21 protein-coding genes are annotated in these 25,144 nt (G+C 62.9%); 17 read left to right on the forward strand and 4 right to left on the reverse strand.

The genetic code is table 11. From position 1 onward, the window contains the following. Nucleotides 1-95: 95 nt before the first annotated feature. Nucleotides 96-1,178: a M24 family metallopeptidase gene (locus tag ACXAF3_RS09845; RefSeq protein ID WP_475112122.1), complete on the reverse strand. Its 1,083-nt coding sequence runs from the start codon at nt 1,176-1,178 to the stop codon at nt 96-98. After that, nucleotides 1,175-2,527 carry an MFS transporter gene (locus tag ACXAF3_RS09850; protein ID WP_475112123.1) on the reverse strand — a complete coding sequence of 451 codons (1,353 nt, stop codon included), beginning with the start codon at nt 2,525-2,527 and terminating at the stop codon, nt 1,175-1,177. Before ACXAF3_RS09850 ends, ACXAF3_RS09845 begins: the two co-directional genes overlap by 4 nt. A 683-nt stretch (nt 2,528-3,210) precedes the next feature. Here ACXAF3_RS09850 and ACXAF3_RS09855 point away from each other — a divergent pair. From ACXAF3_RS09855 to ACXAF3_RS09870, 4 genes are all read left to right on the forward strand, one after another. Further along, nucleotides 3,211-3,891, forward strand: a complete 681-nt coding sequence (locus tag ACXAF3_RS09855; RefSeq protein ID WP_475112124.1) for a TetR/AcrR family transcriptional regulator — start codon at nt 3,211-3,213, stop codon at nt 3,889-3,891. A gap of 11 nt (nt 3,892-3,902) precedes the next feature. Beyond that, complete coding sequence (locus ACXAF3_RS09860; RefSeq protein ID WP_475112125.1) at nt 3,903-4,457, forward strand: DUF1285 domain-containing protein; 555 nt, start codon at nt 3,903-3,905, stop codon at nt 4,455-4,457. A gap of 331 nt (nt 4,458-4,788) precedes the next feature. Further along, the gene (locus tag ACXAF3_RS09865; RefSeq protein WP_475112126.1) at nt 4,789-6,447 is read left to right on the forward strand and encodes a serine/threonine protein kinase; all 1,659 of its coding nucleotides are present in this window, start codon (nt 4,789-4,791) and stop codon (nt 6,445-6,447) included. Between the two features lie 213 nt (nt 6,448-6,660). Continuing rightward, nucleotides 6,661-9,291 carry a TonB-dependent receptor domain-containing protein gene (locus ACXAF3_RS09870; RefSeq protein ID WP_475112127.1) on the forward strand — a complete coding sequence of 877 codons (2,631 nt, stop codon included), beginning with the start codon at nt 6,661-6,663 and terminating at the stop codon, nt 9,289-9,291. 78 nt (nt 9,292-9,369) lie between these two features. Here ACXAF3_RS09870 and ACXAF3_RS09875 read toward each other — a convergent pair whose 3' ends face one another. Together ACXAF3_RS09875 and ACXAF3_RS09880 are read right to left on the reverse strand one after the other, a co-directional pair. Then, on the reverse strand, nt 9,370-10,017 hold the full coding sequence (locus ACXAF3_RS09875) for a cysteine hydrolase family protein (protein WP_475112128.1): 648 nt from the start codon (nt 10,015-10,017) through the stop codon (nt 9,370-9,372). A gap of 338 nt (nt 10,018-10,355) precedes the next feature. Beyond that, entirely contained in the window at nt 10,356-11,978 is a 1,623-nt protein-coding gene (locus ACXAF3_RS09880) for an electron transfer flavoprotein-ubiquinone oxidoreductase (RefSeq protein ID WP_475112192.1), read from the reverse strand. 443 nt (nt 11,979-12,421) lie between these two features. Between ACXAF3_RS09880 and ACXAF3_RS09885 the strand changes: the two genes are divergently transcribed. The 13 genes from ACXAF3_RS09885 (at nt 12,422) to gspM (ending at nt 25,093) form a co-directional block, all read left to right on the forward strand. Beyond that, on the forward strand, nt 12,422-13,171 hold the full coding sequence (locus ACXAF3_RS09885) for an electron transfer flavoprotein subunit beta/FixA family protein (RefSeq protein ID WP_475112129.1): 750 nt from the start codon (nt 12,422-12,424) through the stop codon (nt 13,169-13,171). Continuing rightward, a complete protein-coding gene (locus tag ACXAF3_RS09890; protein WP_475112130.1) occupies nt 13,171-14,100 on the forward strand; it encodes an electron transfer flavoprotein subunit alpha/FixB family protein in 930 nt (309 codons plus the stop codon). The genes ACXAF3_RS09885 and ACXAF3_RS09890 overlap by 1 nt, the downstream gene beginning before the upstream one ends. A gap of 220 nt (nt 14,101-14,320) precedes the next feature. Then, nucleotides 14,321-15,004 carry a type II secretion system protein N gene (locus ACXAF3_RS09895; protein ID WP_475112131.1) on the forward strand — a complete coding sequence of 228 codons (684 nt, stop codon included), beginning with the start codon at nt 14,321-14,323 and terminating at the stop codon, nt 15,002-15,004. A 59-nt stretch (nt 15,005-15,063) separates the two neighbouring features. Beyond that, the gene (gene gspD / locus ACXAF3_RS09900; protein WP_475112132.1) at nt 15,064-17,061 is read left to right on the forward strand and encodes a type II secretion system secretin GspD; all 1,998 of its coding nucleotides are present in this window, start codon (nt 15,064-15,066) and stop codon (nt 17,059-17,061) included. Continuing rightward, entirely contained in the window at nt 17,058-18,548 is a 1,491-nt protein-coding gene (gspE, locus tag ACXAF3_RS09905; RefSeq protein WP_475112133.1) for a type II secretion system ATPase GspE, read from the forward strand. The genes gspD and gspE overlap by 4 nt, the downstream gene beginning before the upstream one ends. A 1-nt stretch (nt 18,549) precedes the next feature. Beyond that, nucleotides 18,550-19,767: a type II secretion system inner membrane protein GspF gene (gene gspF / locus ACXAF3_RS09910; protein ID WP_475112134.1), complete on the forward strand. Its 1,218-nt coding sequence runs from the start codon at nt 18,550-18,552 to the stop codon at nt 19,765-19,767. 46 nt (nt 19,768-19,813) lie between these two features. Beyond that, a complete protein-coding gene (gene gspG, locus ACXAF3_RS09915; protein WP_475112135.1) occupies nt 19,814-20,242 on the forward strand; it encodes a type II secretion system major pseudopilin GspG in 429 nt (142 codons plus the stop codon). A 21-nt stretch (nt 20,243-20,263) separates the two neighbouring features. Further along, on the forward strand, nt 20,264-20,830 hold the full coding sequence (gene gspH, locus ACXAF3_RS09920; RefSeq protein WP_475112136.1) for a type II secretion system minor pseudopilin GspH: 567 nt from the start codon (nt 20,264-20,266) through the stop codon (nt 20,828-20,830). 4 nt (nt 20,831-20,834) lie between these two features. Continuing rightward, nucleotides 20,835-21,320: a type II secretion system minor pseudopilin GspI gene (gene gspI, locus ACXAF3_RS09925; RefSeq protein WP_475112137.1), complete on the forward strand. Its 486-nt coding sequence runs from the start codon at nt 20,835-20,837 to the stop codon at nt 21,318-21,320. Continuing rightward, complete coding sequence (gspJ, locus tag ACXAF3_RS09930) at nt 21,317-22,213, forward strand: type II secretion system minor pseudopilin GspJ (RefSeq protein WP_475112138.1); 897 nt, start codon at nt 21,317-21,319, stop codon at nt 22,211-22,213. Before gspI ends, gspJ begins: the two co-directional genes overlap by 4 nt. Next, nucleotides 22,206-23,198 (forward strand): type II secretion system minor pseudopilin GspK, encoded by a 993-nt coding sequence (gspK, locus tag ACXAF3_RS09935; protein WP_475112139.1) that lies wholly within the window; start codon nt 22,206-22,208, stop codon nt 23,196-23,198. The genes gspJ and gspK overlap by 8 nt, the downstream gene beginning before the upstream one ends. A gap of 14 nt (nt 23,199-23,212) precedes the next feature. Next, the gene (gene gspL, locus ACXAF3_RS09940; RefSeq protein ID WP_475112140.1) at nt 23,213-24,538 is read left to right on the forward strand and encodes a type II secretion system protein GspL; all 1,326 of its coding nucleotides are present in this window, start codon (nt 23,213-23,215) and stop codon (nt 24,536-24,538) included. Between the two features lie 69 nt (nt 24,539-24,607). After that, a complete protein-coding gene (gene gspM, locus ACXAF3_RS09945) occupies nt 24,608-25,093 on the forward strand; it encodes a type II secretion system protein GspM (protein ID WP_475112141.1) in 486 nt (161 codons plus the stop codon). The last annotated feature ends 51 nt before the right edge of the window (nt 25,094-25,144 follow it).

A 25,144-nucleotide genomic window follows, 5' to 3' on the forward strand; every position in this document is an offset into this window, starting at 1 on the left:
TCCGGGTTTTTATAGTACCGCCATGATAACCGCGCACTCCCCGTTTGGGACAGGAGCGCTGGGCGAACCTTGTGTTCGCCCAATGACTGCTATTGCTACAGCTCAATCAGTTCACGCGTAAAGCCGGTCAGCAGTTCGACACCGGATTCGGTCACCCGGACATCGTCCTCGATGCGCACACCGCCCCAGCCGGGGATGTAAATACCCGGCTCGACGGTGACGACGTGATTTTCCCGCAGCAGCTCGGTGCAGCCGGCGACGAGATAGGGCTGCTCGTGGGTGTCCAGCCCCAGCCCGTGGCCCAGCCCCTCGCCGGCGTAGTCCGCGTAGGGGCTGTCGGCCAGGAATCTGGCCACTGTCTCCGCCGGCTGGCCGTAGGGAATACCGGCCCGTATCGATTCCAACCCCAGTGTCTGGGCGGCGCGCACCAGGTCGTAGACTTGGCGCTGTTTCGGGTCGGCCTTGCCCAACACGAAGCTGCGGGTCATATCGGAGCGGTAGCCGTTCACCACCGCGCCGAAATCCACGGTAATCAGGTCGCCCTTACACAGCACCCGCTCGCCGGGCATACCGTGGGGGCGCGAGGAGCGCGGGCCCGAGGCGAAAATGGTCGGGAAGGCCAGCCCCTCGGAACCGGCGCGCTTCAACGCATCTTCCAGCTCCACCGCGGCCTCCCGCTCGGTGATCCCGGGGCGCAGCAGATCGAGCAGCTGCTCCAGGGCGCGGTCGCCGATGGCGGCGGCGCGGCGTATATTGTCCAATTCGGCTTCGCCCTTGCAGCGGCGCTGCCGCTCCACCAGGCCGCGCACTGGTATCAATTCCAGCGCGTTCAATTCCGCCGCCAGATCCAGCCAGCGCCCATGCAGGAAGTGCTCGCGCTCGAAACCGAGCCTGTGAATACCACATTCGGCAGCCAGCTCCGCAACCAGTTCGCCGAGGCTCTGCCGCGCGCGGTCGCGCACCACGACCTCCACATGGCTGCACTCCTCCCGCGCCTGTTCGCCGAAGCGGTAGTCGGTGATCAGGAACTGTTTGTCTCCGCCGATCAGCACCAGCGCCACGTCGCGCTCGTCGCTGGCGAAGCCGCTCAGGTAGCGGATATTGGACATACTGGCCACGAGCAGGCCATCTATGTCAGCGCTAGAAAACTGCCCGCGCACTGCCTGAATAGGTTTCATTGCTGTACCTCCCTCTGCGCAGCCAGCTGCCGCGCCATTGATTGATCGAACCAGTAGAGACCGCCGGCGGTGATGATGCCAAGCAGGGCGAAACAACCCCACATCAGATCCGGCCGGCCCCATTCTTTGGCCAGGGTGCCGTAGCCCCAGCCGGACAGGAAGCCGGCCAGCAGAAAGCCGATGGCCATGGATAGAAAGTAGTAACCCATAAACATTGCCGCCCTGTCTTTCGGCATGACCTCAGCCACATATTCCTGGCTCTTGGGGGAGGCGAGCATTTCACCGAGGGAGAAGACCAGTACCGCGGCGATGGCACCGGCGCCGCCGAACAGCGGGCCGAAGCCGACCCACAGAAAAGCGGCGGCGATCAGCAGGGTGCCGCCGATCAGTATCGGCAATACCGGCAGCCGCGCGCAGCGTTTGCTGATGGCGATCTGCAGCAGCAGGATGCTGGCGAAGTTGAACGCGGTGATGAATTCCGGACCTATCTGGCCTGCGGCACCGCTTGTGACAGCCTGCGCCAGTGACGGCGACAGCCCCTGCAGCCAGTGCAACAGCGGCGCCGTGTCGACAAAGTCGCGGATATACAGCGGCAGGGTGATAAAGATCTGGTTGTAGCAGGCCCAGAAGCCGGACATCAGCAGCAGGTAGATCACGAAGGGCCTGTTGCGCAGCACAGTGGCGATTTCATTCAATACCGGTCGCGATGCCTGCACTCTTCCGCCCGCCGGTTCGCGGTAGAACAGCAGCAGTGCGAAGTTCACCGCGATCCACAGCGCCGCCATCGAAAACACCCTGTCCCAGCTCACGGCGCGCATCACGCCCGCCACCAGTGGTCCGACAAAGCCGCCGATATTGACCATGGTGTAGAAGATGCCGAAGCCGAGGCTCCGGTTGCCGTCGTCGGTGGTGCGGCTGACGGTTGCGACGACCAGCGGCTTGAAGATGGCCGCGCCGACCGCAACGGCCAGCAGCACTGCAAAGAAGCCCGGGAAGTCGCGCACCTGGCCGAGCAGGTAATAGGAGGGCGTCATGATTGCAAAGGCGAGCAGGAACATGCGCCGGTAGCCGTACTTGTCGCCGAGGGCGCCGGTGAATACCGGCAGCAGGTAGAGCAGGAAGGGGATGGCCCCCTGCAGGAAACCCCGCTGGCCGTCGCTGAAGCCCAGGCCGCCGTCGGACTGCGGCGTGCTCATATACAGGGACGACAGGGTAAAGAAGCCGTACCAGGCCAGGCGCTCGAAGATTTCCATGGCGTTGGCCAGGTAAAAGCTGCGGTTGAAGCCGCGCCCGTCGATTCTCTCTCGCGGCGACGCCTTCGTCGCCACTGCGGTATTGCCCTCCAGCATCTCGCCTCCGGTGTCTTACTGGTGTTTTTTGCTATTGTGTGCAGTGTATTCTAATTTTATCTTTGTGTGCAAAGTGTGTTTATCGGTGGGGCGAGAGATCCTGGCGGGTCGGGATTTTTTATACCATCGCCATACCGGTGCAGGCCGGTATGACGAAACACCCAGTAGGAGCGGCCGGTGGCCAAAATAACTTGACCACTACACGTATCTGAAAACTCACCGATCACCGACACGTAATAGCAGCCGCTATCCGGAGAGACCACACCCATGCTCCCGTTGTTGCTCGCTCCCCTGGAAACCTGCTCGTAGCCGGGTGCGGTGGCCCAGGTCTCGTCGTTCACATGCGGGTCCCCGTTGCCATCGCCTCCTCTCCGGGCGAAGTCGATGGGGAGTGACGGCTGTTGCCACGGCTTGGCCGAGGCGGGAGAGCGGGGCGGGCATATGGCGCAAATTGGAACAACTTTCTCTGACAGCTTTCCCAAGCCGTATGAATTGCCTATCATTCATGAATGGATAGTCAATTTCAGTCGCCTGGGCGTCTGTAAGAATCGCCGCTAGCGGGCGGCCGCTGGCGGTTGCCGGAGCGCAGAAAGCGGAGTCTGGTCGCGCCGGCCGCCGCCAGGCGCACGCGCGGCGGGTCTTTACAGCTGTTCAGCCAATTTACAGACAAGTAAGGTCGAAGTATGGACAAGGCAAAAGAGAAGGTTCAGCGCTTTCGCGCCCGCGAGCAGCGCATACTCGACGCCGCGCTGGAACTGCTGCTGGAATACGGTGAGGAGAAGGTCACCGTGGAGCAGATCGCCGAGCGGGTGGATATCGGCAAGGGCACCATCTACAAGCATTTCATCTCGAAGACCGAGATCTATATGCGCCTGCTGATGGACTACGAGAAGTCCCTGACCGAACGCCTGAAGACGGCGCTGGCGGCCGCCGAGCAGGGCGATATCACCGCACCGGCGCGGGCCTACTTCGAGTCGCGCATGGCCGACCCGTCCAAGGACCGCCTCTTCCAGCGCCTGGAGGAGAAGATCATCGCCCTGAACCTGGCCCCGGAGATGATCGAGGAGCTGCACGCCATCCGCAACTCCAACGCCTCGGCCCTGAACCGGGTGTTCGAGCGGCGTATGGAGCAGGGCGTGCTGAAGAAGGTGCCGGCCTACTACTACTACTCCACCTACTGGGCCCTGGTGCAGGGGGCGGTGGAGCTCTACCACTCCAAGTCCTTCGCCGACGTGATCGAGGATCGCGAGGGGTTGATGGAGTTCATCATGGACGTGGGCGTGCATATCGGCGATATCTCCGGCCGCCGCTCCCAGGAGGAGAGCCGCCCGGGCGGCGAGGCTGCGGGTCCGTCCTTTGGCTGAGGGCTTCCCCTGTGGCTGAGGCACTATTCGAGCAACTGCGGCGGCTGCAGCGGGAGTTCCGCGGCCATCCGCCGGTGCAGCAGTGGAATCCGGACTTCTGCGGCGATATGGACCTGGTCATTCGCCGCGACGGACGCTGGATCCACGAGGGTACCGAGATAGGGCGCCAGCCCCTGGTAAAGCTGTTTGCCAGCATCCTCAAGCGCGAAGGGGATGAGTACTTCCTGGTCACCCCGGTAGAGAAGCTGCGTATCCGTGTCGAGGATGTGCCTTTTATCGCGACCCAGGTGGCCAGGGGCTCCGACGGCGACAGGGAGCGGTTGCTCTTTACCACCAACACCGGCGACATAGTGCCGCTGGACCGAGGCCGCGTCTGGCGGCTGAAACCCTTCGGCGATCCGCCCCAGCCGGTGCCCTATATGGAAGTGCGCAATGGGCTCGAGGCGCGGGTTTCCCGGGATGTCTTCTATCAGCTGGTGGACTGGGCCGAGGATAGGGCCGGGCAGGGCGGGGGGCAGCTCTGGCTCAAGAGCGACGGCGAGCGCTTCCTGCTCGGCGATTATTGATCCCGCTACATTTCCCTTTCCGGCGCACTTCTCTCCATCTGTAGTTTTTCTGCGCACCTCGCCTAGGGAACCTCTGAAACCTGTTAGCAATAAAAATGTAATAGGTGCTCTTTTCTGAAAAAATATTTCAAAATTTTTCGGAAAGCTTTACTCAAGTAACAATTCCGCAACACTCCCTTCCTACACTCCCCCGCGTCCGAATCGCCAAGGCGAATAAAAACACGGTTTCAGGGCAGCCTGGAGATCCGTTTTTAAGTTCAGGGCGCACAGCTGAAACACAAAAACAGATTTTTAGCCGCCCATTTTTTGCAAACTTCCGTTAGGGGGAACTATGAAGCGCGTAAACAACAAGCTGCTGCTGGCAGCCGCAATCGCCGCTCTGCTGACCGGCTGCGACAGTGGTGGTATCGATATCGAGCCGACTACTGTCGACAACTCCATTGACAATGGCGGTGACAATAACGGGGGCGTTGTCGACAACCCCTGTGCCTTCTACGAAGACGCCGGACAGACCATTCAGGGGTCTTTCGATGGCACACATTGTACCTATGAGTCCAGCTTTGTAGACGCCGACAACCCGCTGACGGTAAACCTGAGCATTCCCGCACTGGAAAACGGCGGCGCCCATATTTTCAAGGGCAGCCTGTTCGTGGGTAGGAACTATGACAGCGACGCAGAACTGGCCGCTGCCGGTATTGCCAAAGGTGGCGACGGCGTTCGCCTGACTATCGAAGCGGGCGCAACCATCGCTTTTCCCAGCAGTACCCAGTTTATGGTGATTAACCGCGGCTCCCAGATCTTCGCCGAGGGCACGGCCGACGCACCGATCACTTTCACCTCCAAATCCGACGTTGATGGCACTGTCGCCTTCGATGACGTGCAGCAATGGGGCGGTATGGTAATCAATGGATTCGGTGTAACCAACAAGTGTAAGTATACCGGCTCCGTCGAAGGCGAAGATCTGGCACTGGATGGCGAGTGCCATGTTCTGGCCGAAGGCGCTGCGGGCGTAGATCAATCCAACTACGGCGGCGCCAACAACGCCGACAGTTCCGGTAAGCTGGAATATGTTCGCGTCAAGCACACTGGCGCACAAGTCGCCAATGGCGACGAACTGAATGGTATCTCCTTCGGTGGTGTCGGTAGCGGTACTACTGTCAAGAATCTGCAAGTTTACTCCACATACGACGACGGTATCGAGATGTTTGGCGGTGCGGTGAGCTTCGAAAACTACGTGGCTCTGTATGTCCGTGATGATGCCATCGATATTGACGAAGGCTGGAGTGGCTCCATTACCAACGCTCTGGTGATTCAAGCCGAAGCCGACGGCAACCACTGTATCGAGGCGGACGGTATCGGCTCGTATAAAGCGGGTGAGGCGAGAAATGCGGATATCACTTCGGCGGGTATCAACAGCCGCCCGGTGATCGACGGTCTGACCTGCATTGTCTCCGCTCAGGCGGGGGGAACTCACGATCCGGGTGCCGGCTGGCGTCTGCGCGAAGGCATCTATCCGATGGTCACAAACTCCGTAGTGGTGGCTTCTTTCAGTGCTGATGAGTCTTCCGAGGTAAACAACTACTGTCTGCGCATTGAGAGCGACGAGACCCTGGCCGCTCTGGAAGATGGCTCTGAAGCGGGTTTGACTTCCAACATTTTTGTTTGTGAAGACAAGATCAAGGGCGATCTGCCCGGCGGTCAGAGTCCTGCGGACTGGGCGGCAGCAACTGGCAACCTGTTCGCCGATGTGACCGGTGCCGTTGACCCGACCGCAAATGCCGACACTGGCCTGCAGTTGCTGGAAGGTACGCCGGCTATCTTCTCGATCAACACTGACAGCATGATGGTGAACGACAGCGCCGTGGACATCACGCCGATAGAGCGCGCTTACCTGGGTGCTTTGAGCCAAGGTGATACTGACTGGACACAAGGCTGGACTTACGGTCTGCATGAAGGCAGCCGTGCTCAGGCACTGTGGTTTGAACAATAAACCGTAAGCATGGTTGGGGACTTGCTCCCTGATCCCTTGGGGCGCCACTTTCTCAAAGGGAGTCGGCGCCCCGTTTGATTCTACGGCAGTGTTAAACAGGAACGATAAGAGGCCTGGGTAATGGTTAAAAAAGATAAGTTTCAGAGAGCGCCGCTGGTACTGGCTGTTGCCGCGGCCTCATCAATAGCTCCGTACGCCTCAGCGCAAGTGGAGATGGACAGTGTCGCTGCTTCCAAACCTCAGAATATAGAAGAGGTCATGGTGCAGGGCCGCCTGCGCGATTCCGCCGAGATGCTGGTGAGCGAGCGTCTCGAAGAAGAGGTGGTTACCGATATTCTGGGTTCGGAAATGATTGGCCGCGTCGGCGATTCCACCGTGGCGGCGGCTCTGCGCCGCGTATCGGGGCTGTCACTGATCAACGACAAGTTCGTCTATGTGCGCGGTCTCGGTGAGCGCTACTCCAGTACGACCCTGAACGGCGCTACGGTCCCATCACCGGACCTGACCCGCAACGTGATTCCGCTGGATATTTTTCCGACTTCCGTCGTGGACTCCCTGGCCGTGCAGAAATCCTACTCTGCCGATCAGGCTGCCAGTTTTGGCGGCGGTAACGTGGATATCCGCACCAAGGGTATTCCCGAGGACCTGACTTACTCCATCGAGCTGGGCGCGGGCTTCAATTCTGAAACTGATGGCGATGTTCTGAGTTATGCCGGCGGTGACGACGACGCTTTCGGTACCGACGACGGTACTCGTGCGCTGCCAGGGGAGTTGGAGGCGGCATTGCAGCGCTTCAAGGGGCGCCTCGGTGTGGAGGAAATTCGCGAAACCCTGATCGCCGAGGGTAATCAATATCTCTCCGCGCAGGAGGCGACTGCAGCGGCACAGGCGCTCAACCGCGAACTGGCTCTGAACCTGAACCGAGATATCGCCATAGAGGAAGACTCCAGCAGCCCGGACTCAGATGTCAAAGCCAGCGTAGGCAACCGCTTCTACTTCGGCAATGACTGGGAACTGGGTTTCCTGGCGGGTGGCTCCTACAAGAGCAAGTGGCGCGAAGAGGACCGTATCAAGCGCAGCTACGGTTTCCCGGAGGAGCGCACCGACACTCAGAATAAGTCCACTTACTCCGTGGATATCAGTGGCAATCTGAACTTGGGGCTGCGCTACGCAGAGGAGCATGCCGTTTCCACGACCAGCCTCTACCTGCGCAATACCGACGACGAGACGGCTATCCGCGATTACTTCAATGAGAACCGTCAGATCTCTGATGGTCGTGGTTTCCGTGAGTACAATATCAAATACGAAGAGCGGGATCTGCTGGTTCATCAGGTGACGGGTCGCCACGCCTTCGGCCCCGCTACGAAAGCGCTTCTGCCCGGTGGTCTGCTGGACTGGGTGCCGGAAGATCTCGTGCTGGACTGGTTTTATTCCGATTCCACCGCCGCCACCGATATTCCCAATGAAGTGAGTGTCAACGCCGATATAGCGACCAACGCCAAAGGTGAAGCCGTCAGTTCCAAGGTGAGTATCGGCACAAGCAGCTCCAGTTTCCGCTTTACCGAACTAGAAGACGAGGTCATCCATTACGGCTGGCAGGCGACTCTGCCGATCGATTTTGCCTCTTCCTCTCTGGAGCTGAGCGGCGGCTTTTCCCGCACCGAAAAAGGTCGCACCTACAGGGAAACCAAATTTCGCCTGGGTGCGTTGAGTGTTGCCGATGGAAACTCCCTGGACGCCTCTCTCGATCAGGTGTTTGGTGACGACCAGATCACAGATCCGGGTAACAATTACATATTCGATCGTGCCGGTGCCGACAATCAGAGTTATATCGCGGCGACCCTGACCGACGCGGCCTTCGGCAAAGTCGACTGGACGTTGAATGAAACTTGGCGTGTTTCCGCCGGTGCCCGCTGGGAGGACTACAACCAGGTGGCGTTGGACTGGAATCCCTATGGATACACCCTCGACGATCCGCAGATATCCATGGATCCGGAAGTTCTGGAAAACTCTACCTATGTGGAAGACAAGGTTTATCCGTCTCTGTCGTTGACCTATATGGGGTCGCTGTGGGCGGAGACCTTCCAGTTGCGCTTCGGTGCGAGTACAACGGCTGTGCGTCCGGATCTGCGCGAAATCACCGATGCCATCTATATTGATCCGATCACCGAAGAGCAGATCAAGGGTAATCCGAACGCGCGCCCGTCGGAGATCAACAACTACGATGTTCGCGCCGAGTGGTTCTTCGACAATGGCGATAACCTGACCGTTTCCGTTTACTACAAGGACATAGTTGATCCGATCGAGTTCTTTGAGCTGGCTTCCAGTGATACCAACGTGGCGCGCGAGATCATCAATGCGGAGTCCGGAGAGATCACCGGTATCGAGCTGGAGGGCTTGAAATCCCTCGGTTTCCTCGGCGAAACCATGGATAGTCTCTTTGTTCAGGGAAACTTGACGCTGCAGGACTCGGAGCTGGTCGCCGGGGTAGAGGCGGATGCGCCGACCAATCCTGTGCGCGAATTGACCGGCGCTTCGGAGTATGTGGTGAATATGTTGATCGGATTTGATTCGCCTGACGGCAACCACGCAGCCACTCTGGGCTACAACGTCTTCGGCGAGCGCCTGTATCTGGCCGGCCGCAACGGTGCCCCGGATGCCTTCGAGCAGCCGTTCCACTCTCTGGATCTGACCTATTCCTGGTATCCGACTCAGGAGATTACGGTAAAGGCCAAGATACAGAACCTGCTGGACGAGGCAGTAGAAATCGAGCGTAGCGGTGTCATCGTGTTCGAAGAGAAGCCGGGACAGTCTTTCGCGCTGAGCGCTCAATACAAATTCTAAACGGCGCGGTTTGGAATCTTATGAAACCGGGTTGCGGGTACCGGCGCCCGGTTTTTTTATTTGGGTTCAGTGGGCAGGCTACCAGTAGCCGCTCTCCTTCCTGACCGAGCGTATATGCTGCTCGAGATCCTCCAGCAGCTCTGCCGTTTGCACGACTTCACAGTAGCGGCCCTCTAGCCGGCTGACGCACTCCGCCTGCAGCGCATCGCTGCCCGAGGCGGTGGCATCCTCGATCAGCACCGGGGCGTAGCCGAAGTCTGCGGCTGCGCGGATGGTGGATTCCACCGCGACGTCGGTAAAAACGCCGCAGCAGTAGAGCTGTGCAATACCCAGGCGGCAGAGCAGGGCGTGGATATTGCTGTTGCCGAAGGGGCCAGCCGCGGTCTTGTTGACGACCAGGTCGTCATCCCGGGGCGCGACGGACTCGATAAACTCCGCCTCCCTGGAGCCCGGCGGGCAGTGCAGGTCGAGCTTCTTGTGCCAGTAGGTGCGGTCGCGGCCGTCGCCGGTCTGGGACATGACCCGGGTATGGATCACCTCCATTCCCTTGTCGCGAAACAGCGCCTGCAGTTTCTGTACGTTGGGCAATACCCGATCTTCCAGGCGCGTGAAGTAGTAGTCCTGTGCCGCCTTGCCGAAGGCGCTGTAGCCGGGGTCGGCAAAGACGCCGCAGTCACGCGCGGCATCCAGGTATTGCAGGTCGATACAGAGTAGGGCGGATTTCATGGCCGGTCTTTCGTTGTGCTGACCGGAGAAAGCTTAGTCTGGGAGGTCGCTGGCGGCCAAAACCGCGGCAGGTGGCTGGGCTCGGTTGCAGATACAAAAAAGGCGCCCGGAGGGCGCCTCAGGTTGCTGACAAAGTCCCGCAGTCGGAATCGCAGGCAAAGTGCTAGGACCAGCATTTCGAAACCGTCGGGTACAGGACGTACCCGACGGAGCTACAGGGACGTATTGATGCGTTTTCGAAATGCTGGTCCTAGTGCTTTGCCGCCACTGGACCTGCTTAGAAAACAGGGCGGGGTTTGCCAACAAACTGAGGCGCCCGCGGGCGCCTCGAAGTGCAGTTACATATTCGGGTAGTTGGGACCGCCGCCGCCTTCCGGCGCCACCCAGACGATGTTTTGGGTCGGGTCCTTGATATCGCAGGTCTTGCAGTGCACGCAGTTCTGCGCGTTGATCTGGAAGCGCAGCCCGCTGGCATCCTCCACAACCTCGTAGACGCCGGCGGGGCAGTAGCGCTGGGCCGGCTCGTCGTAGATGGGCAGGTTGTGGTTCAGCGGTATCTCGTCGTCCTTCAGGGTCAGGTGACAGGGCTGATCCTCCTCGTGGTTGGTGTTGGAGATAAACACCGAGGACAGCTTGTCGAAGCTGAGCACGCCGTCGGGCTTCGGGTAGTCGATCTTCTTGCAGTCCGCCGCCGGCTTCAGCTGGGCGTGGTCGGCCTTGCGGTCGCGCAGGGTCCAGGGGAGTTTGCCCTGGAAGATATTGATATCGATAAACGCGTAGGCCGAACCGAGGATATTGCCCCACTTGTGCTGGGCCGGGCCGAAGTTGCGCTGCTTGTACAGTTCCTTCCAGGCCCAGCTGTCGCGGTACTTGGCGCTATACTCGGTCAGTTCGTCGTTGGCGCGTTCCGCCTGCAGGGCCTCGACCACGCTCTCGGCGGCGATCATGCCGGATTTCATCGCGGTGTGGTTGCCCTTGATCTTGGCGAAGTTCAGGGTGCCGGCGTTGTCGCCGATCAGCAGGCCGCCGGGGAAGGTCATCTTCGGCTGGGACTGCAGGCCGCCCTTGGTGATGGCGCGGGCGCCGTAGGCCACGCGCTGGCCGCCCTCCAGGTACTGCTTGATGACCGGATGGTGCTTATAGCGCTGGAACTCGTCGAACGGGCTCACGTGGGGGTTGCTGTAGGCCAGATCGGTGATCAGGCCCACGACCACCTGGTTGTCCTCCAGGTGATAGAGGAAGCCGCCGCCGTGGGAGCCGCTCTCGTCCAGGGGCCAGCCGGCGGTGTGGACCACCAGGCCCTGTTGGTGCTTGTCGTCGCTGACCTTCCAGATTTCCTTGATGCCGATGCCGTAGTGCTGTGGATCCGCACCCTCGTCGAGCTTGAAGCGCTCGATCAGCTGTTTGCCCAGGTGGCCGCGGCAGCCCTCGGCGAAGAGAGTGTACTTGGCGTGCAGCTCCATGCCGGGCATATAGGAGTCCTTGTGGGAGCCGTCGGCGGCCACGCCCATATCGCCGGTGGCGATGCCCTTGACGGAGCCGTCTTCGTTGTAGAGCACTTCGGCGGCGGCGAAGCCGGGAAATATCTCCACGCCCAGGTTCTCGGCCTGCTCCGCCAGCCAGCGGCACAGGTTGCCGAGGCTGATGATGTAGTTGCCGGCGTTGTGCATGGTGCTGGGCACGAAGAGGTTTGGCACGCGGATGGCCTTGTCGGCGCTGCGCATCACGTAGATATCGTCGCCCTTGACCTCGGTATTGAGGGGCGCGCCGCGGTCTTTCCAGTCCGGGAAGAGCTCGTTCAGGGCTGTGGGTTCGAATACCGCGCCGGAGAGGATATGGGCGCCGACTTCAGAGCCTTTCTCCACCACGCACACGGAGATATCTTCATTGAGCTGGCGAATACGGCAGGCCGCCGCCAGGCCGGCGGGGCCGGCACCCACGATCACTACATCGTATTCCATTGATTCGCGTTCCACGGCGCTCTCCTCAGCTGGTTGATCCGGTTATTCTGCTTTTGTGAGACCCGAAATGCGCTATTCGGGTATACGGGCGGTCCCGCTATCGGGACTTCGCATCGAGTTGCGGTTATTTTTACCGACTCCCGAGCGTAATGGCAGCGGATTATATAGGCCTTTAATCAACCCTACCAATTGCAGGACTTTTCACTTGCTGTGGCAAAAATGCCGAATTTCAACGGCTTAGGTAGCCGGAATTGCCGGTCTTTATGCCCAGAAATAGATTTGCTGAATGGCGGTGGGCTCGTCTATTAGGCTATTGATTTTGCAGTATAGAAGGGCCACCATACACGCCGTTCAAACAGTTGTTTGACCAGAAGACCCAGTTCGTTCGCGATTGTGACCTGTCAGTCGCGGCTCCCAAAACGCTTATTTAAGACGGGATTTCCATGAAAGTTCTTGTAGCTGTGAAACGCGTTGTGGACTTCAACGTCAAGGTTCGCCCGAAGGCGGACGGTTCTGACGTAGATACCGCCAACGTAAAAATGTCTATCAACCCCTTCTGCGAAATTGCCGTGGAAGAGGCGGTACGCTTGAAGGAGAAAGGCGTTGTCAGCGAGATAGTCGCCGTTTCCATGGGCCCCAAGCAGTGCCAGGAGCAGATCCGCACCGCGCTGGCGCTGGGCGCCGACCGGGGCATCCTGGTCGAGACCGACGCCGAACTGCAGCCGCTGGCGGTGGCCAAGTGCCTGAAGGCGCTCGTCGAGAAGGAAGCGCCGCAACTGGTGATTCTCGGCAAGCAGTCTATCGACGGCGACAACAACCAGACCGGCCAGATGCTGGGTGCACTGACCGGCATGCCCCAGGGCACCTTCGCCTCCGAGGTTGTGGTAGAGGGTGAGTCTGTCAAGGTGACCCGCGAAATCGACGGCGGCCTGCAGACCGTGGAGCTGAAGCTGCCGGCCATAGTGACCACAGACCTGCGCCTGAACGAGCCGCGCTACGCCTCCCTGCCGAACATCATGAAGGCCAAGAAGAAGCCGCTCGACACCACCACCCCCGATGAGCTGGGCGTGGATATCACCCCGCGCACCAAGACCTTGAAGGTCGAACCGCCGGCCGAGCGCCAGGCCGGCGTCAAGGTGGCGAGCGTGGATGAACTGGTAGAAAAACTGAAAAACGAGGCGAAGGTAATCTGATGAGCATTCTGGTTATTGCGGAACACGACAACGCCGAGATCAAGGGCGCCACGCTCAATACCATCGCCGCGGCCAAGGCCATCGGTGGCGATATCCACCTTCTGGTAGCCGGCGCCGGCTGCGGCGCCGCGGCAGAGGCCGCGGCCAAGATCGACGGCGTGGCCAAGGTACTGGTGGCGGACAACGCCGCCTACGAGCACCAGCTGGCGGAGAATGTGGCCAAGCTGGTCGCCGATCTGGGCAAGGACTACAGCCATATCCTGGCTCCCGCCACTACCACCGGCAAGAACATGCTGCCGCGCGCGGCGGCGCTGCTGGACGTGCAGCCCATCTCCGACATCATCGCGGTGGAGAGTGCGGACACCTTCAAGCGCCCGATCTACGCCGGCAACGTCATTGCGACGGTGCAGAGCTCCGACGCGATCAAGGTGATCACCGTGCGCACCACCGCCTTCGACGCCGTGCCCGCTGAGGGCGGCAGCGCCGCGGTGGAAACTGTGGATATCGTCGAGGACGCCGGTGTCTCCTCCTTTGTCGGCGAAGAGCTGGCCAAATCCGACCGCCCGGAGCTGACTTCCGCGCGGGTGGTGATCTCCGGTGGCCGCGGCATGCAGAACGGCGAGAACTTCGAGATGCTGTACAAGCTGGCGGACAAGCTGGGCGCCGCCGTCGGTGCCTCCCGGGCCGCGGTGGACGCCGGCTTCGTGCCCAACGACATGCAGGTGGGCCAGACCGGCAAGATAGTCGCGCCGGACCTGTATATCGCGGTCGGTATCTCCGGTGCCATCCAGCACCTGGCGGGTATGAAGGACTCCAAGGTGATCGTGGCCATCAACAAGGACGAGGAGGCGCCGATCTTCTCGGTCGCCGACTACGGCCTGGTGGCAGATCTGTTCGATGCCATCCCGGAGCTTGAAACAAAGTTGTAAACTTTGGTTAATATACTGACCAGCGTGGAAAGGGCGGCATTGTGCCGCCCTTTCTTTTGTCGCCGGATCCGTCGCCCCGGGGCCTGTCGGCGGTGGCGCGGCCTATCCGAGGTGGCGCGCGCCATTCGGGGAACATTGCCTTTCCGGGGGTGACGAAAGAGAATAGGCGTCAATAATCAATAAATTCAGTCAATCGTTGAACTGATTTGCAGGGTGGTACATGTCCCCAGTCAAGCGGGCCGTAGGGTCTATCGGTGCCAGATTCGCGCGGCGCGAGGCGCGCAAGCCGCTGTCGCGCAGCGCCGTGGCCTCCATCGCCGTTGTCGCCGGCTGGCTACTCGTGAACCTAGTGGCCTACGGTTCTCTGCTGATGCCCGCCGAGCCCGAGGACTCCCTGCTGGCCGAGCGCAGCGGCACCGCGGTGCGCGCGCAGCGCAGTGCCTCCCTGCCGAGCACCCCCTTCTTCGGCCGCGCCGCGGTCAAACCAGCCAAAGAGCCAGAGGTCGACCTGGCGAATATTCCGATCACGCAGCTCAACCTAGTATTGTCCGGCGTGCTCGACAACAGCGTAAAGGAAAAGGCCAGTGCTCTGGTGGCGGAGAAGGGCAAACCGGCGCAGCGCCTCTACGTCGGCGACACTCTGCCCGGCGGTGCCGAACTGTATTCGGTAGAGGTGGACCATATTGTCCTGCGCCGCAACGGTAGAATGGAGAAGCTGACCTATCCGGACGAGGACGGGCGCCCGAGCGTGCCGCTGCGCCAATACAGTAATTACGCCCGCCAGGCGGCGGAGATCAGTGCGGCCGGCAATGCCCGTCGCTCGGAGAAGCAGCAGTCGATCCGCGAGCGGCTGGAGGAATTGCGCAATCTGGCCCGGGAGCGCCGTGCCGAGCGCCGCAACTGATTGTTTGTTTTTGCCAAGACCACTTTATCTATCCAAGAATCAAAAGAGCCAGACAAATAATGAGAAGGATGTTTTATCGGCGGCTGCTTGCCGCCGGGCTGGGATTGTTGCTTTCTACCGCAGTACTGGCTCAGGCCCCGGAGAGGGTCACCCTGTCTCTCGATAATGCCGATATCCGGGATCTGATCAACTGGGCTGCGGATTTCACCGGCAAGAACATCATTGTGCACCCGAATGTGAAGGGCAAGGTCACCGTGGTCGCCGGCGACCCGATGACCCACGAGGAGGCCTTCGACGTATTCATGTCGGTGCTGCAGGTCAACGGCTTCAGCCTGGTGGAGCAGGGCGGTACCTGGAAGGTGGTGCCGGATGCCCTGGCCAAGCAGCAGGCCATTCCCGTCGCCGACGACGCGACCCGGGCGCCGGCGGAATCCCTGGTGGTGCGCACCGTGCGGGTCGAGAACATCTCCGCCGCACAGCTGATCGCGATGCTGCGCCCGCTGATCCCGCAGACGGGCCACCTGGCCGCCTACGCGGACACCAACACCCTGATCATCGCCGACCGCGCCGCGAACATCGACCAGATAGTGCGCCTGATCAAGCAGCTGGACCGCGCCGGCGCGATAGAGATTGAGCTGGTGCCGCTGCAGTTCGCGTCCGCCAAGGAGGTGAAGCAGGTGCTGAGCGAGCTGCTGCAGTCCGGCGGCAAGGGCGGCGCGCCCGGCAGCGAGGTACAGCCGCTGCGCATCGCGGTGGACGAGCGCTCCAACAGCGTGCTGCTGACCGGCGATCCGGTCACCCGCCAGCAGCTGAAGAATGTGATCCGCCGCCTGGACCAGCCGCTCGACGGCGAGGGCAACACCGCGGTGGTCTATGTGCAGTACGCCAACGCCGCGGATCTGAAGCCGATCCTCGAGGGCATGAGCGGCAGTATCCAGAAGACCGAGAAAGACCAGCAGGCCGCGGATGTCGAGGTCAGCATCCAGGTCAACGAGGCGCTGAACTCGCTGGTGCTGACCGCGCCGCCGTCGCTGCTGGAGACCATGAAGGGCGTGATCGCCAAGCTGGACGTGCGTCGCGCCCAGGTGCTGATCGAGGCGATTATCGTCGAGGTGACCGAGGGTGCGGGCAGCGACCTGGGCATCAGCTGGATCGCCGGCGCCAACGAGGAGGTGGTCGCCGGCTGGGACAACCTGCCGGCCACCGAGACCATCGACGAGGACGGCAATATCGTCGACACCCTGAATCCCTTCTCGCTGCCGCTGACCAGTCTGACCGGCCGCGGCGCGCTGCACCTGGGTTACCTGAGCGGCACCGATATCCGCGCCGCGATCAACGCGGTGGCCTCCGAGAACAACGCCAATATCCTCTCCACGCCGACCATCATGGCGCTGGACAACGAGGAGGCCGAAATCCTCGTCGGCCAGAATGTGCCCTTTATCACCGGCGAGCAGCTGCTTTCCGGCAGCAACAACGATCCCTTCACGACCATACAGCGGGAGGACGTGGGCACCACGCTGAGGGTCACGCCGCGGGTGAACAACAACAATTCGGTCACGCTGGAAATCGAACAGAAGGTCGAAAACGTGCTGCCGCGTACCGCCGAGGCGGCCACGGGGGCCTCGGATATCATCACCAGCAAGCGCGAGATCCGCACCAAGGTCCTGATCGACGACGGCGCGATACTGGTGCTCGGCGGGCTGATCGAGGACAAGGTCACCGAGACGGTTTCCAAGGTGCCGCTGCTCGGCGATATTCCCGGCATCGGCCGCCTGTTCCGCAACACCAGCAAGGACGTGGACAAGACCAACCTGATGGTCTTCCTGCGCCCGAAGATCCTCAGCACCCAGGTGGCCGGCTACGAGGAGACCCGCAGGCGCTACCTGGACCTGCAGGAGAAACAGATCTACCTGAAAGACAGAACCAGCCTGATCTGGGACTGGCACCGCGGCGACGTGCTGCCGGACCTGCTGCCGCCCACCGGCAGCTATGACGAGGGCGGCGATGTGCCCGAGGGCGCGCCGGTCGAGGTGCTGGAGGCAGAAGTAACCAAATGACGTTCGACGCGGTAGAGACAAGCCCGATGATCCGGCGACTGCCCTACGCCTTTGCCAAGAGACACCGGGTGCTGCTGGTCGACCTGGACGGCCGACCCTGCTGCCAGTATGTCGCGCCGCTGGACCCGACCGTACTGGCCGAGGTCCAGCGCCTCAGCGGCTGCGCGGTGGATATAGAAGCGGTGGAGGAGGAGGCCTTCCAGGCGGCGCTGCAGCGGCAGTATGAGAACCGCGAGGGCGGCAACCTGTCGGAGGTCGAGGGCCTCGGCGAAGAGCTGGACCTGGCCGCCATCGTCGACTCGCTGCCGGAGACCGAGGACCTGCTGGAGCAGGAAGACGACGCTCCGATCGTCAAGCTGATCAACGCCATCTTCGCCGAGTCCCTGAAGCAGGGCGCCTCGGACATCCATATCGAGACCTTCGAAAAGCGCCTGGTGGTGCGCTTCCGCGTCGACGGGGTACTGCGCGAAGTGCTGCAGCCGCGCCGCGCGCTGGCGCCGCTGCTGGTCTCCCGCATCAAGGTTATGGCCAAGCTGGATATCGCCGAAAAGCGCATTCCCCAGGACGGCCGCATCTCCCTGCTGATGGCCGGGCGCGAGGTGGACGTGCGCGTCTCCACCATGCCGTCCTCCGCCGGCGAGCGGGTGGTAATGCGCCTGCTGGACAAGCAGGCGGGCAAGATGGACCTGACCAAGCTGGGCATGTCGGAGCGCGACCTGAAGGTGATGACCGACCTGCTGGCCCGCCCCCACGGCATACTGCTGGTCACAGGCCCCACCGGCTCAGGCAAGACCACGACCCTGTACGCCGGCCTCGCCTCGATCAACAACCGCGAGAAGAACATCCTCACCGTCGAGGATCCGGTGGAATACAACCTGGAAGGCGTCGGCCAGACCCAGGTCAATATCAAGGCGGATATGACCTTTGCCCGCGGCCTGCGCGCGATACTGCGTCAGGACCCGGACGTGGTGATGGTGGGCGAGATCCGCGACCTGGAGACGATGCAGATCGCGATCCAGGCGAGTCTGACCGGCCACCTGGTGCTGTCCACTCTGCACACCAATACCGCCCTGGGCGCGGTGACGCGCCTGGTGGATATGGGGATCGAGCCCTTCCTGCTGTCGTCGAGTCTGATCGGCGTGCTGGCCCAGCGCCTGGTGCGTGTGCTCTGCCCCGAGTGCAAGCAGCCGCACCGGGCCGACGACGCCGAGCGGCGTCTGCTCGGGGTCGACGGCGAGGTGACCATCTACCGTCCCAATGGCTGCGAACACTGCAGCCACAGCGGCTATGTGGGCCGCGTGGGTATCTACGAGCTGGTGCCGGTCAACGAGACCATGCGCCAGCTGATCCACGACCGCGCCTCCGAGAGCAAGCTTGTGGCCGAGGCGCGCAAGGTGGCGCCGAGTATCCGCGACGACGGTGTGGCCAAGGTGCTGGCCGGTATCACTTCACTGGAAGAAGTGCTGCGCGTGACGCAGGAGTCCTGACGTGGCGGCCTTCGAATACACAGCCCTCACAGACTCCGGCCGCAAGAGCCGCGGCACTCTGGAGGCCGACAGCGCCCGCGCCGCGCGCCAGCAGTTGCGCGCCAAGGGCATGGTGCCGCTGGAGGTGGCGCCGGCCACCGAGACCGCTTCCGCCGGCGGCGCCGGTCTGTTCGCCGGCAGCCCGGGCCTCAGTATCAAACACCTGGCCCTGCTGACCCGCCAGATAGCCACGCTGCTGCGCGCCGGCATTCCGCTCGAGGAAACCCTCGGCGCCATCGCCAACCAGACCCGCAACCAGAAGATCCGCCGCATCGTGCTGGCGGTGCGCGGCAAGGTGCTGGAGGGGCACAGTTTCGCCCAGGCCCTGGGCAGCTTTCCGCGCGCCTTTCCCAAGCTGTACCGCGCCACCGTCGAGGCCGGCGAGCACTCGGGGCACCTGGACGCGGTGCTGGAGCGCCTCGGCGACTACACCGAGAACCAGCAGAAATTCCGCCAGAAGGTGCAGTTGGCGCTGATCTACCCGATGGTGCTGGTATTTATCTGCATCCTGGTGGTCACCGGCCTGATGGTCTACGTGGTGCCGGACGTGATCGAGGTGTTCACCGGCACGGGCCAGGTGCTGCCGCTGCCGACGCGGATCCTGGTGGCGCTGTCCGACTTTATCTCGGCCTGGGGCTGGCTGGTGCCGCCGGCGCTGGCGGCGCTGGTGTTCGCGGCCGTCTTTATGCTGCGCCGCCCGGCGGTGCGCTACCGCTTCCACCGCCGGCTGCTGGAGCTGCCGATGATCGGCTGGCTGGTGCGCGGCAGCCAGAGCGCCCGCTATGTGGGTACACTGGCCATCCTGACCGGCAGCAGCGTGCCGCTGGTGCAGGCGATGGGTATCGCGAGCGGCGTGATGAGCAACGAATTCCTCAAAGAGCGGCTGTTGACGGCGCAAAAAGCGGTGCGCGAGGGGGGAAGCCTGCGCAAGGCTCTGGAGGATGTGGAATATTTTCCCCCGATGATGATCTATATGATCGCCAGCGGCGAGTCCTCCGGAACCCTGGACGAGATGCTAGGCCGCGCGGCCGAATCCCAGGAGCAGGATCTGCAGGGGGCGGTGACCGCCTTTGTCAGCCTTTTCGAGCCGGCCATGCTGCTGCTGATGGCGGGCATTGTGCTGTTTATCGTGATGGCGATCATGATGCCGATTATGAGCATGAACCAGCTTGTAGTTTAGGGTGCGCCTGGCGCACCATGTTGAAGTGATTTGCGAGGGTGGAGCAATGAAAAACCTGAAAAAGAGCGGCGGCTTTACGCTGATCGAGATCATGGTGGTGATCGTGATTCTCGGTGTCCTCGGTGCCCTGGTGGTGCCGAACGTACTCGGGCGCACCGGTGAGGCGCGCATCAAGGCGGCCCAGGTAGACCTGCGTGCGATCGAGACGGCACTGGATATGTACCGCATGGACAACTTCGTCTACCCGAGCTCGGATCAGGGCCTGCAGGCACTGGTGAGCAAGCCGTCCGGCTTTCCGGAGGCGAAGAACTGGACCGAACCCTACCTGAAGAAGGCGCCCAAGGATCCCTGGGGCAACGAATACCAGTACATCAGCCCCGGCAGCAGCGGCCCCTACGACCTCTTCAGCCTCGGCGCCGACGGCAAGCCCGGCGGCGAGGGCGAGGCGGCCGATATCTTCGTCGCCGAACTCTGATCCCGGCGCCGGTTTTCCCTGATGCGTGTCGGGCCCAGCCGCAGCCGCGGCTTTACCCTGATCGAAGTGCTGGTGGTGATCGTTATCATCGCCACTCTCGCGGGTATGGCCGTTCTGTCGCTGGGCAACTCCGGCGCGCGCGCCTGGAGCGCCGAGGTACAGCGCCTCGCGGCGCTGCTGCAGCTGGTCGCGGACCGCGCCCTGATCGACAAGTCCCACTACGGGGTGGTGCTGGAATCCGACGGTTACAGCGTCGTGCGCTTCGATCCGGCCACTCTGCAGTGGCAGCTCCTCGACGGCGCCGCGGCCCGATCCGCCGCGGCGCGCTTCGCCGCCCATCAGTTGCCCGCCAATATGCGCCTGGAAGTACTCGCCGAGGCCGAGCTGCCGTCCATGCAGGAAACGGAGTTCGCCGCCGAGGAGGACTCGGAACAGCCGCGGCCGCAGTTCGTCGCGCTCTCCAGCGGAGAGATACTGCCGGTGGAGCTGGCCCTGTTTCTGCTGCAGGACGGAGATGTAAGCCGCGGCGCGACCATTTCCTACAGCAGTCTGCACGGCCTGCAGCTGGAGTGGCAGGCTGAGTGGTAGCGAAATGATGAATGATGAATGCGGAGTGATGAACAGCGGGGGCGGGCGCAGGGCTCCAGCGGCGCGTGAGCGCCGCGGCGGCGTCGCCGCACAGTGCGGCTTCCAGGCATCATTCAAACAGCGCGGCTTCACGCTGGTCGAAGTCCTCGTTGCGCTGGTGATCTTCGGCGTCGTCGCCGCCAGCGTCCTGAAGACGATGCAGGACAGCGTGCGCCAGCAGGCCGTGATGGAGGAGCGGCTGGCGGCCAACTGGGTGGCGCAGCAGGTGCTGGCCGAACTGCGCCTGCGCAGCCCCTGGCCGCCGCTGGGGGAAAAATCCGAACGGGTGCCTCTCGGCGAACGCGAGTGGCAGGTGACCGCCCGGGTGGAGGCCACCAGCGAGGAACGCATGCGCCGTATCACCATCGAAGTCGCGCACCCGGATGCGGAGTACCCGACCCTGACGCTCGACGCCTGGGCGGCGAAAGAGGACGGGGGCGTGTCCAGATGAATGATAAATGCGGAATAGTGAATGCGGGGGGGCAGTGCCACAGCCCGGACAATAGCGCCGGCAGTGACAGGCTCTGCATATGCCGCGCCAGCGACGCCCATGCATCGTTCATCGTTCATCGTTCATCGTTCCACTCCCAGTCCGGTTTTACCCTGATTGAAATTCTCGTGGTGCTGATGCTGGTGTCGATCATCAGCGTCGGCTCCTATGCGCTGCTCGACACCTTCAACAATACCGACCGGGCCCTGGAGTTGCGCGCCGAGGAGCTGCGGCGTTTCTCCATGGCCATGTACCGCATCGACGACGACCTGCGCCAGTTGACCGCGCGCCCGGTAAAGAACGCCTACAACGGCTACGAGCCGGCCCTGCGCGGCGATGCGGACGAACTGGAGTTCACCCGCCTCGGCGCCGCCAACCTGACCGGCGAGCCGCGCGGTGAGCTGCAGCGCCTGAGCTACAGCCTCGGCTTCGTCGAGGACGGGGAGGGCAGCGGCCTCGACGAAGACAGCGGCGCGCTGTTACTGCGCAGCCGCTGGCGCGTACTGGACCGGGCGCCGGATTCGGAGCCGGTGGCGGAGCCGCTGCTGGCCGGCGTCGACAGCCTGAACCTGCGCTACTACGACCCGGATACCGACGCCTGGTTGTCGCAGTGGCCGCCGGTCACCTCGCGCACCTCGGCCGCGGACGTGGACAGGAGCTTGCCCGGCGCGGTGGAGTTCGTGCTGCAGACCCGCAGCGGTGGCGAGCTGCGCCGCGTCTTCCCGCTGCCGCGCGTGGCAGCCAGCGCCGGCGGAGGGTCCTCCTCCGGCGGCAGCGGCGGTGACGGCGCCGGCCGCGACGACCCGGGCGCCGACGACAGCGGCGGGCGGCAACCGGAGGGCGGTCGTGACTAGCCCCTTGGCGCGCCAGCGCGGCGTCGCGCTGATCACCGTGCTGCTGGTCATGGTGATCGCCATCGCCGCCGTGACCCACGCCATCACCCGCAACCGCATCGCCGTGTCGCGCACCGGCGCGCTGCTGGCGAACACGCAGCTGGCGGAATTTGTCACCGGCGCCGAGGCTTGGGCGCGGGTGGCGCTGGAGAAGGATTTCGAGGCCGACCGCGAGCAGCGCGAGTCGGCGGATTCGGCGCAGGAGCCCTGGGCCCAGAAGGCCCTCGCCTTCAATCCGGACAACGGAAAAATCCGCATTAATATCAAAGACTTAAACTCATGTTTTAATGTGAATAATCTGGCCGGCGGCGGCTCCGCGCAGTCGCAGCAGCGGCAGATTTTCGAGCGCCTGGTGCGCAATGTGAGCGGCCGCGCGGAGCTGGCCGGGGCCATCCAGGACTGGATAGACGCGGGCGACACGCCGCTGGCCCCGGGCACAGAGGACGACGGCTACCTGGGCCGTGAACTGGCGCACCGGACGCCGGATACGCTGATCAGCGACGTTTCGGAGCTGTCCGCGGTGCAGGGCATGGAGGCGGAGGACTGGCAGAAGCTGAGCCCCTTCCTGTGCGCCCTGCCGGAGACGGGTACCGCGATCAATATCAACTTTGCCCCCCCGGAGCTGCTGGAGGCGATAGATCCCCAGGCCAGGGTTGCCGATATAGTGCGCTTCCGGGAGTCGGACGGTGTCTTCAGCGACCGCGCCCAGCTGGCGGAGTACGGGATTTCCAATGGCGGTGGGCTGGTGTTCCACAGCCAGTACTTCCTGGCGCGTATTGCGGTACAGTTGGGGCCGGACGGCGATTACCGGCAGTACTGGGAAAGTACCCTGCAGCTGGACGAGGGCAAGGGGCGGGCCGTCGTCGTGCAGCGGCAGCGACGGATGTTTTCCGGCGCCGCCATGCAGGAGCTGCTCGACTACGAGGTCGCCGACAAGAATGGTTAACTCAATAAAATCATATGCTTACAGCAATTAGTTCGAGTGTCGACAAAGGTTCCGCCGCGGCCTCCAGGCAGTTGATACTGCTGCGCCTCCGCGAGGGGGGGGGGCCCGACGGGCCGGTGCAGCTGCACTGCTGGAGCCGCGACGGCTGGCGCCCGGTAGCGCTGGACGACACCTTCGTGCGCGCCTTCAACCCAGACTGCGCAAGCGCGGACAGCCCGGACGGGGCCGTGCGCCTCGACTTTCCCGAGGGCGCGCGGGCCCTGCTGCTGTTGCCCGGCAACTGGATCTGGAGCGGCCTGGAGACGATTCCAAAGGCCGCGCGCCGCCAGCCCCGGGCGATCGGTTATATGGTCGAAGACCGCCTGGCGGAGGATGTGGACGCGCTGCACTTCGTCTGCCAGCCGCGCAGCGGCGACCTCTGCAGCGTTTACGCGATCGCGACGGAGAAGATGGACGCGCTGCACGGCCAGCTGCAGCGCCTGAACTGGCCCATCGCGGCCGCGTTGCCCGAGTACCAGCTGCTGGATCTGCTCGAGGGCGATATCGCCCTGTGGCTCGATGGCGACCAGGCGCATATCTGGCACAAGCGCGGGCACGGGCTGAGTGTGCGCCGCCAGCACCTGCAGCCGCTGCTGGCGCCCCTGGCGGAGGGCGACGCCGGCGACGATACGGACCCGGAGCGCGAGGGACCGGGGTTGCAGCTGCTCGGTGCCGGCGCAGGGGACGCGATGGCCGCGGCGGAGCTGGAATCCCTGTTCGGAGACCGGCTGCAGACCCTGGAGCAGGCGCCCGAGGAGGCGCTGTTGGCGCGCTGTAAACCGGCGCGTCTCGCCAACCTGATGAGCGGTGACTACCAGCTGGACCAGGGCGACGAGAAAGGCAACTGGTGGGTCCGGCCCGCCAAGGTGGCCGCGGCCTGCTTCGCGGCACAGCTGCTGCTGTTTGTGGCCGCCGGCGGCTATCTGCAGTGGCAGGCCAACAGCGCCGAGGCAGAGGCGCGCGCGCTGTTTGGCGATCTCTTCCCCGGCGTCAGGCCGCAGGAGGGGCTGCGCCGTCAGATCGAGGGCTACCTGAGAAGTGCCGGCTCCAGCGGCGGCAATTTCGGTGCCCAGATGCAGCAACTGAGCCGCGTCTGGGAGCAGCATAAGGGCGGCTCCCTGAAACTGCAGTCGCTGCGCTTCGACGGCAACCGCGGCGAGATGGTGCTGCAGCTGCAGGCGCCCAACCTGACGGACCTGGACACTTTTGTCGGCCGCCTGTCCGGCGGCGAGTTCCGCGCCGACCTGCTCGGGGCCAACGAATTGGACAAGGGGGTCTCCGGGCGTATCCGGCTGCGCTGACGGCGCGCCGGTCCGCTGGCCAGCGGCTGCACTACACGGTCGTCGGCGAATCAAATTGGCAGTGAAAGCATGATGAAAGAACAATTCGAGCAGTGGCAGCAGAAGTGGCAGGCGCTGCCCCCGAACGACCAGCGCGCGCTGGGTGTCCTGATCCTGTTTCTGGGCGGGCTCTTCCTGGTCTACGGCCTGTTTATGCCGGCCAAGCACTTTTTCGACGACGCCCGCGCCCGCGCCGACGAGTCGCGCCGGCTGGTGCGCTGGATAGAGTCCCAGCGCCCGGTGCTGGAGCGCCTGGAACCGGCCGCCCGCGCGCAGGCCTCCGGCACCCTGTTGCAGCGGGTGACCGCCGCAGCCAAGCAGCAGGGCATCACCATCAAGCGCTTCGAGCCCGAGGGCGACGGGCGCATCCGCCTGTGGATCGAGGAGGCCCGCTATCAGGACCTGCAGCCCTGGCTCAACAACCTGATGCAGCAGCAGTTCAGTATCCGCACCCTGAATCTGGATGCGCTGCCGGAAGAGGGCATGGTGGCCGCGCGCCTGACGCTGGAGGGCTAGGGCCCATCTTCGGATTTATACGATCCTCTGTCGGGCTACTTTTCGATTTCA

It is taken from the genome of Microbulbifer sp. ABF4_143, from assembly GCF_056160225.1.

Coding starts and splice junctions, on each gene's coding strand:
- ACXAF3_RS09845 (WP_475112122.1), bottom strand. CDS start 1,178: ATGAAACCTATTCAGGCAGTGCGCGGGCAGTTTTCTAGCGCTGACATA.
- ACXAF3_RS09850 (WP_475112123.1), bottom strand. CDS start 2,527: ATGCTGGAGGGCAATACCGCAGTGGCGACGAAGGCGTCGCCGCGAGAG.
- ACXAF3_RS09855 (WP_475112124.1), top strand. CDS start 3,211: ATGGACAAGGCAAAAGAGAAGGTTCAGCGCTTTCGCGCCCGCGAGCAG.
- ACXAF3_RS09865 (WP_475112126.1), top strand. CDS start 4,789: ATGAAGCGCGTAAACAACAAGCTGCTGCTGGCAGCCGCAATCGCCGCT.
- ACXAF3_RS09870 (WP_475112127.1), top strand. CDS start 6,661: ATGGACAGTGTCGCTGCTTCCAAACCTCAGAATATAGAAGAGGTCATG.
- ACXAF3_RS09875 (WP_475112128.1), bottom strand. CDS start 10,017: ATGAAATCCGCCCTACTCTGTATCGACCTGCAATACCTGGATGCCGCG.
- ACXAF3_RS09880 (WP_475112192.1), bottom strand. CDS start 11,978: ATGGAATACGATGTAGTGATCGTGGGTGCCGGCCCCGCCGGCCTGGCG.
- ACXAF3_RS09885 (WP_475112129.1), top strand. CDS start 12,422: ATGAAAGTTCTTGTAGCTGTGAAACGCGTTGTGGACTTCAACGTCAAG.
- ACXAF3_RS09890 (WP_475112130.1), top strand. CDS start 13,171: ATGAGCATTCTGGTTATTGCGGAACACGACAACGCCGAGATCAAGGGC.
- ACXAF3_RS09895 (WP_475112131.1), top strand. CDS start 14,321: ATGTCCCCAGTCAAGCGGGCCGTAGGGTCTATCGGTGCCAGATTCGCG.
- gspD (WP_475112132.1), top strand. CDS start 15,064: ATGAGAAGGATGTTTTATCGGCGGCTGCTTGCCGCCGGGCTGGGATTG.
- gspE (WP_475112133.1), top strand. CDS start 17,058: ATGACGTTCGACGCGGTAGAGACAAGCCCGATGATCCGGCGACTGCCC.
- gspG (WP_475112135.1), top strand. CDS start 19,814: ATGAAAAACCTGAAAAAGAGCGGCGGCTTTACGCTGATCGAGATCATG.
- gspH (WP_475112136.1), top strand. CDS start 20,264: ATGCGTGTCGGGCCCAGCCGCAGCCGCGGCTTTACCCTGATCGAAGTG.
- gspI (WP_475112137.1), top strand. CDS start 20,835: ATGATGAATGATGAATGCGGAGTGATGAACAGCGGGGGCGGGCGCAGG.
- gspJ (WP_475112138.1), top strand. CDS start 21,317: ATGAATGATAAATGCGGAATAGTGAATGCGGGGGGGCAGTGCCACAGC.
- gspL (WP_475112140.1), top strand. CDS start 23,213: ATGCTTACAGCAATTAGTTCGAGTGTCGACAAAGGTTCCGCCGCGGCC.
- gspM (WP_475112141.1), top strand. CDS start 24,608: ATGATGAAAGAACAATTCGAGCAGTGGCAGCAGAAGTGGCAGGCGCTG.